Below are 8,346 nucleotides of genomic sequence, written 5' to 3'. Positions count from 1 at the left end.
CAAGTCGATTCGGCGATGACCCATCTCATCTCTTTGGTGAATGGGGCAACGGTTAATGGGCGCTATATTTTCTCAGGGCAGAAGACTTCAACAACGCCTTTAACAACAACAATAACGGGAGTTACTTACAACGGCGACGCCTTACCATTAAAAATTGAGGTTTCAGTCGGACAAACTATGCAAGTAAACCTGCCGGGATCACCTATTTTTACCGATATATATAGTACACTGAAAACAATCCGTGATGATTTGAGCAGTGGAAACTTGAGTAATCTCTCAGGTCCTGATCTAGCGAGCGTTCAGAGCTTAACTGACAACGTTCTTACTGCACGTGCAGGAATCGGTGGTCAGCTTAAAGAATTGGATGCTTTAGAGAACCAAACCAGCAGACGCAACGATGATTTAACAAAGTTTGCGTCGAACATAGAAGATGTGGATATCGTCCAGGCGATTTCCGATTTAAGCGCTGCTCAGAATTCCTATCAGGCATCCCTGACGGTCGCTTCTAATACTTTCGGAATGAGCTTGATGGATTTCATCCGCGGAGGTTAATTGTATAATGACATTTGAAACTGCGAGATTCGGAAACGTTGACGTCGAAGACACTGCTGTAATGACGATGACGGAAGGCCTTTACGGTTTTCCACATCTACACCGCTTTGTTGTAATTCAACACAAAGAGGGAAGCCCTTATCGCTGGCTACAGTCCGTCGACGACCCCGCCATTGCATTCCTAGTTATCGATCCATGGGAATTCAAACCCGATTATGCTCTTACGGTATCGGATACAGATGCCGAAGTGCTGAACTTAACGGAAGAGACCCCTAAGATCGTATATACTATTGTAACTATCCCACCAGGGAATCCGCAAGCAATGACCGTCAATCTAGCAGGGCCGGTTGTGGTCAATCTTGAGGACCAAATGGGGCGACAGATAGTAGTCGATAGTGACGAATATCACACTCGGCATTCCGTTCTAGAAGAGATGCAGATGAGTTCTGTCAAAGCGGCTGCTCATTAGTGTTCTCTACAAATTAATACTTGCATCCAATTTAAGTAAGATATCAGTTTGAACCATTACGTTGTTCAAAATGCCTGCCAAGGAGGGCCATGACATATGCTGGTACTGACTCGCAAAGTCCACCAGAGTATCATGATAGGCGATGAGGTTGAAGTAGTTGTTTTAGAAGTGCGCGGCGAACAAGTGCGCTTGGGTATTCGTGCGCCTAAAACAGTTACAGTCCACCGCAAGGAAATTTACGAACAGATCCAAATGGAGAACCTAAGAGCCTCTGAGACTCAACCCGAAGACGTTCCCGACGCCAAATCCAAGCCCGCCTAACCCGTGGGATAAAATAATAGCCCCCAACGCGCAGCCAAACACTACTCTGCGCGTTTTATGCTGTCAAAAATTTAAATCTGTCACGGTTATATCCGGGGCGGTTTTTTTTGCCTCTGGATATCCTCACACTGAGCGGGTAAAACAGGGATTGAGGAGTTAGAATTTATGAAACGGATTGTTATTGGAATATTACTCTGCTTAATAGGAATGAGTGGATTAGCTCGGGAGGTTAAAGTGATTGATATTGGATCGCGGCGGGAATTGTTTTTGGATGATTATTTGATTGATAAGATGAAGAAAGTGCGCCTGGAGATGCACCATCCGATTCCGAAGGAGATCGTGACGCGCTTCGACAAGCCGTGGGAGGGCAATGGGTGCTCATTTCAGGTCATTTTCAAAGATGGGGATATCTTTAGGACCTACTACAACGCTTGGGCGCATGAGCCATCGAGTATTCCGACTCATGATGTGTTCATCGGCTATGCCGAGAGCAAAGACGGCATCCAATGGACCAGGCCTGATTTGGGACTTTTCGAGTTCAATGGCTCGAAGAATAACAACATCGTCTGGATGAATCCGAACCTGGACAATTTCAGTTGCTTTAAAGATACTAATCCCAAATGCACTCCGGACGCCCTCTACAAGGCGGTCTACTTCGGTCAATACAATAAAAAATCTAGTTTGTTGGCAGCCAAGTCAGCAGACGGAATCCACTGGACACCGCTAACCGACAAGCCGATAATCACCGATGGCGCATTCGACAGCCTAAACAATGCTTTCTGGGATGTCGAACGCGGGGAGTACCGCGCCTATTATCGCGACTTCCGCAATAACACCCGCGATATTAAATGGGCAACTTCGAAGGACTTCATCCACTGGACCAAAGGCGAATGGCTAAAATACCCCGGAGCGCCGAATGAGGCGTTGTATACCAATAACGTGGCCCCCTACTATCGCGCGCCTCATATCTATATGGGCTTCCCTGCTCGTTATCTCGATCGAGGTTGGTCGGATGAAATGCGGGCTTTGCCGCAACTTAAGGAGCGCTTGGAGCGTTCGGCGGTCGGTGAACGATATGGCACAGCCCTTTCGGATTGCCTTTATATGACCAGTCGAGATGGAAAGACTTTCAAACGTTGGACGGAGGCTTTCATCCGCCCGGGTCTGCGCAATGAAGACCAATGGGTCTATGGCGATAACTTCGCAGCTTGGGGCTTGATTGAAACCAAGTCAGACATGGCCGGCGCGCCCGATGAAATCTCTATCTACGCCACCGAACACTATTGGCGAGGTTCCTACACCAACCTTCGCCGCTATGTCATCAGGGTCGATGGATTCGTCTCAGTAAACGCTCCCGGCAAAGGCGGCGAATTCACCACCAAAACTATTACCTTTAAGGGTAAAGAACTCGAAATGAACTTCTCGACTTCCGTCGCAGGCTATGTCCGAGTTGAAATCCAAGATACCACTGGCAAACCCATCCCCGGCTACACCCTAAAAGACAGCCCCGAAATTTTCGGCGACCAATTAGACCGTGTAATCTCATGGAAGACTGGCAAGGATGTTCGCCAACTATCCGGCAAACCCATCCGCCTGCGCTTTGTGATGAGTGACGCGGATTTATTTTCAATAAAGTTCAGAAAATAAGGCTGCCAAAACCCATTTCGCCGGATTTGTTCTCAAACGTACCGTAGGTACGTCATTCCGTGCGTAGTCGAGGAATCTTCCTGAAGACCCTTCGACTACGCTCAGGGTGACATTCAGGCTCTGTCTGCCCCCCCCTACGCTTCTTGGTAATCTTCGCTAAATAATCGCAGTGAGTATTATTAAACACTCATTAAGAGATTATAACAACATGTAGTACGGAGCAAAAAAATTCTTACAATATTTATACAAAAAACTATTGACTGACTAGTCGTAGTATGTTATAGTGATTATGCTGTCAACATGTTGTATCATTGAGGAATATATGAAGTGTCCCTACTGTGGCAACCAAGAAGACAATGTGCTTGATTCTCGCCCCGTTCGCGATGGCATGGCTATCCGACGGAGACGACAATGTGTTGCCTGCGGTCAGCGCTTCAAAACCTACGAAGAAATCGAAGAAAAACGGTTGATGGTCGTTAAAAAGAACGGAGACAGAGAACCGTTCAAGCGGGATAAGATCCTGCAAGGATTTTTTTTAGCCTGCCGGAAGCGCCCTGTTAGTATAGAAAAAATGGAAGAAGCCACCGAAGAAGTGGAACGAGCGCTTATCAACCGGCTCGAATCGGAAGTCTCGACTAATGATATCGGAGAATTGGTAATGGACCAACTGCTCCTAATTGACCCAGTGGCTTATGTAAGGTTTGCATCGGTCTATCGGCAGTTTGAAGATGCCAATCAATTCAGAGAAGTAGTTGAAAGTTTAAGAAAACGCAAGCGGCAGAAATCTTAGACAATTGACATTGTATCCGCCATCAATATAAGAATTGCTTATTGAAATTTTATCCAGGAGTGAAAAAAGTGGAGCAAGGTAACCAAGAAGGCTTTAGTTCTTTTGATCCGATGTTTGGAGATGAGGAAGAAGGAGTCGCAAAATCAGGGAATGGTCATTCACGAGCGGGAGCAGTGATGCTCGATATGCCTGAGGAAGCAGTAACCATGGCCGTGACGAAGATCGAAGAAGCAGTGGAGAAAACCGTGAAGAAGCAAGGCAAGAAGACATTCAGCAAGGGGAAAGGGCTTACATTTACCCGCCGCTTCACCCAGCAAGGAATCGATCCTTACGACGAACTTACCTGGGAAACGCGAACAGCTTCCATCATTGGCGAAAAGGGGGATGTGGTCTTCGAACAGCTTAATGTTGAAGTACCCTCTACCTGGAGCCAACTAGCAACGAACGTTGTTTCTTCAAAGTACTTTCGCGGACAACTCGGGACACCCCAACGGGAATTTAGCGTAAAACAGTTGGTAGGCCGAGTCGTTGAAACCATCACCCAATGGGGCATACTCGATAACTACTTCGCGACAGAGGAAGATGCCGAAGTCTTCCGCGCCGAGTTGAAATTTATTTTGGTCAACCAGATGGCCTCTTTCAACAGCCCAGTGTGGTTCAACATCGGCTGGGAAGGCCGTCGCCAAGCATCCTCGGCATGCTACATCAACGAAGTTGTGGATAACATGGAGTCTATCCTTGATCTATATAAGATTGAAGGGATGCTCTTCAAAGACGGATCCGGCTCAGGCGTGAACCTCTCGTCATTACGCTCTTCCAAAGAAAAGCTTTCGGCAGGCGGTTACTCATCCGGTCCTGTGAGCTTTATGAAGGGATTTGATGCGAGCGCGGGTTCGATCAAGTCCGGTGGTTCCACCAGACGCGCCGCTTGCATGCGTGTGCTCAATGTCGATCACCCGGACATCATTGAGTTCATCGCCAGCAAAGCGGAGGCTGAAAAGAAAGCCCATGCGTTGATTGAAGCCGGATTCACGGGCGCATTCAATGTTCCCGGGGGCGCTTATGACACCGTGCCTTACCAAAATGCCAACCACAGCGTCCGCGCGACTGATGATTTTATGAGCGCTGTCGAAAAAAATTCGGATTGGCAGACCTGTTCGGTAGTGGACCGTGCTCCGATGGCAACATTTAGAGCACGCGATGTCATGAACCGAATTGCCGATGCGGCGTGGGTCTGCGGCGATCCCGGCATGCAATATCACGACACCATCAACCGCTGGCACACCTGCCTTAACTCAGACCAAATTCACGCCAGCAACCCATGTTCGGAATTCATGTTCCTCAACAACACGGCCTGCAACTTGGCGAGCTTGAACCTAATGGAGTTCAGAACGCCCGATGGCGATCTCGATGTGGATGCGTTCAAGCATGCCATTCAAGTGGTGCTTACTGCGCAGGAAATGCTGATCGGCAACTCCGACTACCCGACCCCCAAGATCACAGAGATGAGCAACGAATATCGGCCATTGGGAATGGGATACGCGAACCTGGGCGCACTACTGATGGAACGCGGCCTGCCTTATGACAGCGATGAAGGCAGAACCTATGCAGCCGCCATCACGGCGATCATGACCGGCGAAGCCTATCGGCAATCGGCTATCATCTCACGCGATTGCGGGGGACCTTTCTCCGGTTATAAAGTCAATCGCGAACCGGCCTTGCGAGTGATGCGACAACATCGGGAGGCGATTGAATCTATCGACAGCAAACTGGCGCCCGAAGGCTTGCTCAAAGCGGCAAGAATTTCATGGGACGATGTACTGACCTTTGCCGGCAAGCATGGCCTGCGTAATGCCCAAGCATCTGTTCTAGCCCCAACCGGCACCATCGGCTTCATGATGGACTGCGATACCACCGGTATCGAGCCAGACATCGCGTTAGTCAAGTACAAAACGCTCGTTGGCGGCGGGATGATGAAAATCGTCAATCAAACCGTCCCCGATGCCCTTTTGCGACTTGGCTACACCAGCTCACAGATTGTGGATATTCTTTCCCACATCGAAAGCTCTGACACCATCGAGGATGCCCCTCATCTTAAAGATGAGGACTTGCCGGTCTTCGATTGTGCCTTCCGACCGGCTAAGGGCGAACGCTCGATTGTGCCTATGGGCCATGTGAAGATGATGTCTGCTGTTCAGCCATTTATCTCAGGCGCAATCAGCAAGACGGTCAACATGCCGAATGAGACCACGCCTGAGGAGATTGCTGATACCTACTTACAGGCTTGGAAGCTTGGGCTGAAAGCGATTGCCATCTATCGTGATGGCTGTAAAAAGACCCAACCGCTTAACACCAAGAAGCCTGATGAAGAAAAGGCAGGGACCGCACAGGTTCAAACTGCTGAACCAGCAAAACCAAAGCGACGCCGACTGTCCGATGAACGGCAATCAATCACCCACAAGTTCAGCGTCGGTGGACACGAGGGTTATGTCACCGTCGGCCTTTACGACGATGGTATGCCGGGTGAAATTTTCATCACGATGTCAAAAGAAGGTTCGGTTATTTCGGGCTTGATGGATGCCTTTGCAACGTCAATTTCGATGGCGCTGCAATATGGGGTTCCGCTCGATACGCTGGTGGATAAATTCTCCCATATGCGCTTTGAGCCGAGTGGTTTCACGGGAAACAAACAAATCCCGTTTGCCAAGTCGATTATGGACTACCTCTTCCGATGGCTTGGGCTTAAATTCGGACGCAATGGCAAACAGGAAGCACAGCTCTCATTGGAGGATAAAGCCATCATCGCCCGTACCTTGGCAACGGATGAGAAAACGGACGATAAAACTCTATTAGAACGAGAAAAGCAGGTGTTCGCCACACAAAGTGACGCGCCGCCGTGCCCGGACTGCGGCATGATCTTAGTTAGAAACGGCTCCTGCTACAAATGCCTTAACTGCGGTATGTCCTACGGCTGCAGTTAATTTATAACCTCGGAGTACGCTCCGGGGAACCTTTAATGTGTACCAAGAAGTTATTGGAAGGGGTATGACATATGTTGCGTATTGTTGGCGTTCAGCGGGGCGGCACGCCTGACAGCGAGTTTGTCTTGCTACAAAACCAGGGTATCAGACGCATCGGCCTTAAGGGGTATGCCGTTACGGACGATGCATATTTTGAAGGGGACCCGTATCTTCTGGCTTCCCGCCTGCAAGTGTTCTCAGAGGAAGTTTTTTTGATAACCTCTAACTATGTGGCGCTCTTTACTGGCCATGGCCAAAATGGTTGGCGGAAAAACTCGGACGGCAGTTCGGTCTATCTTGTCTATTGGGGCCGCGACTGCTGCGTCTGGAGCCATTCACCCGATTCGGATGTTCACCTTTTAAACATTTCCGCCACACATCATATACCGAAGGAAACCATTTTTCGAACGATGACTACACAAGTCTAGTTGATCATATACAGTACATCTTGCCAAGGAAGGCAACGGAGCAGAACGCAGCATGGAAGCTACGGGCTACTCACGGATGAATGAGCAACGCTCCCAGCACAAGGAAGCGCAAAGAAATCCAGCGGTCAGAGCAGTATCTTGACCGCTGGATTTCTTATTACTCCGCGAAGTGGTCGTACCCTTTTTTTAGGGCTTGTTTTTGGCCGGCTTTGAGTAGGGTGATGCCATGGTCGGGGGATAGTATCTCGCCTACTACTGTGAAATCGTTGAATTCTTGGCGGAGTGGGGATAGGTTTTCTGGGGGGATTGTGAAGACCAACTCGAAATCTTCGCCGCCGTAAAGGGCGTATTCTTGGGGTTCATTATTGAGAATTTGGGCTGCTTCAATAGTTGCTTCTGAGAGGGGGATGCTTTCCCAATCAATAAGCGCGCCGGTTCCGCTCTCACGACAGATGTGAGTGACTTCACTTCCAAGACCGTCGCTGACGTCAATCATGGCATGAGCGTAACGGGAGATGGCTTTGGCTTCCCATTCCAACCGACAGCGAGGCTCTAAGTGACCGTTGGCAAGGCAACCGGTCGCTTTGCCTTTTCTCAGCAACCTCAAACCGGCTTCACTCTTGCCCAAAACGCCCGTAGTACAGATTAAATCTCCCGGAACGGCATGTGAACGCAGACGCACTCCGGCTTTGTCCACCTCACCCACTAACGCCAGATTGAGCACGATATCACGGCCGTGGGTAGTATCGCCGCCGACTAAAGCCACATTGTGTCTGTCTGCCGACTCATACAAGCCGCGATAGAACTCATCCATGAACTCAACTTGAATATCCGGCGTCAACGCGAAGGATAAAAATGCCCAACGAGGCGTACCGCCCATGGAGAGGATGTCAGACACATTCGATTCCATCAGCTTGCTGCCAACCTGCGAAGGCGAGTGCCAAGCGAGGGTGAAATGGTCGTTTTCAACCATCATGTCCACCGTAATTAGCTGATACTTTTCGTCCGTATATTCCAGTACTGCACAATCATCGCCAACCCCTTTGATAATCGCCGGGTCTTTGTAGGGCCGGGCCGTGACGCGTTTGATTAGGGCGAACTCACCGCCGATTTCGGAGA

The 8,346-nt window shown here is 49.4% G+C and carries 8 protein-coding genes; 7 read left to right on the top strand and 1 reads right to left on the bottom strand.

Translation table 11 applies throughout. From position 1 onward, the window contains the following. The 7 genes from WCO51_06800 to WCO51_06770 form a co-directional block, all read left to right on the top strand. Positions 1-552: hypothetical protein (locus WCO51_06800; GenBank protein MEI6512970.1), on the top strand; the 552-nt coding region annotated here is incomplete at its 5' end. Positions 553-559: 7 nt separating this feature from the next. Continuing rightward, on the top strand, positions 560-1,021 hold the full coding sequence (gene fliW / locus WCO51_06795) for a flagellar assembly protein FliW (protein ID MEI6512969.1): 462 nt from the start codon (positions 560-562) through the stop codon (positions 1,019-1,021). A gap of 96 nt (positions 1,022-1,117) precedes the next feature. Beyond that, complete coding sequence (gene csrA / locus WCO51_06790) at positions 1,118-1,342, top strand: carbon storage regulator CsrA (GenBank protein MEI6512968.1); 225 nt, start codon at positions 1,118-1,120, stop codon at positions 1,340-1,342. A gap of 165 nt (positions 1,343-1,507) precedes the next feature. Continuing rightward, entirely contained in the window at positions 1,508-2,989 is a 1,482-nt protein-coding gene (locus WCO51_06785) for a hypothetical protein (GenBank protein ID MEI6512967.1), read from the top strand. A gap of 322 nt (positions 2,990-3,311) precedes the next feature. Continuing rightward, positions 3,312-3,779, top strand: coding sequence for a transcriptional regulator NrdR (gene nrdR / locus WCO51_06780; GenBank protein ID MEI6512966.1), 468 nt, complete (start codon positions 3,312-3,314; stop codon positions 3,777-3,779). 68 nt (positions 3,780-3,847) lie between these two features. Further along, the gene (locus tag WCO51_06775; protein MEI6512965.1) at positions 3,848-6,760 is read left to right on the top strand and encodes a vitamin B12-dependent ribonucleotide reductase; all 2,913 of its coding nucleotides are present in this window, start codon (positions 3,848-3,850) and stop codon (positions 6,758-6,760) included. 71 nt (positions 6,761-6,831) lie between these two features. Then, positions 6,832-7,227 carry a hypothetical protein gene (locus WCO51_06770; protein ID MEI6512964.1) on the top strand — a complete coding sequence of 132 codons (396 nt, stop codon included), beginning with the start codon at positions 6,832-6,834 and terminating at the stop codon, positions 7,225-7,227. Positions 7,228-7,384: 157 nt separating this feature from the next. Here WCO51_06770 and thiL read toward each other — a convergent pair. Further along, positions 7,385-8,346 (bottom strand): thiamine-phosphate kinase (thiL, locus tag WCO51_06765; protein MEI6512963.1); only part of this gene is annotated, 962 nt, incomplete at its 5' end.

Source organism: bacterium, from assembly GCA_037131655.1.
In the GTDB taxonomy this organism is placed as follows: Bacteria; Armatimonadota; Fimbriimonadia; order Fimbriimonadales; family JBAXQP01; genus JBAXQP01.
The sequence above is the reverse complement of the archived record's forward strand: the minus strand, read 5'-3'. Positions and strand labels throughout refer to the sequence as shown.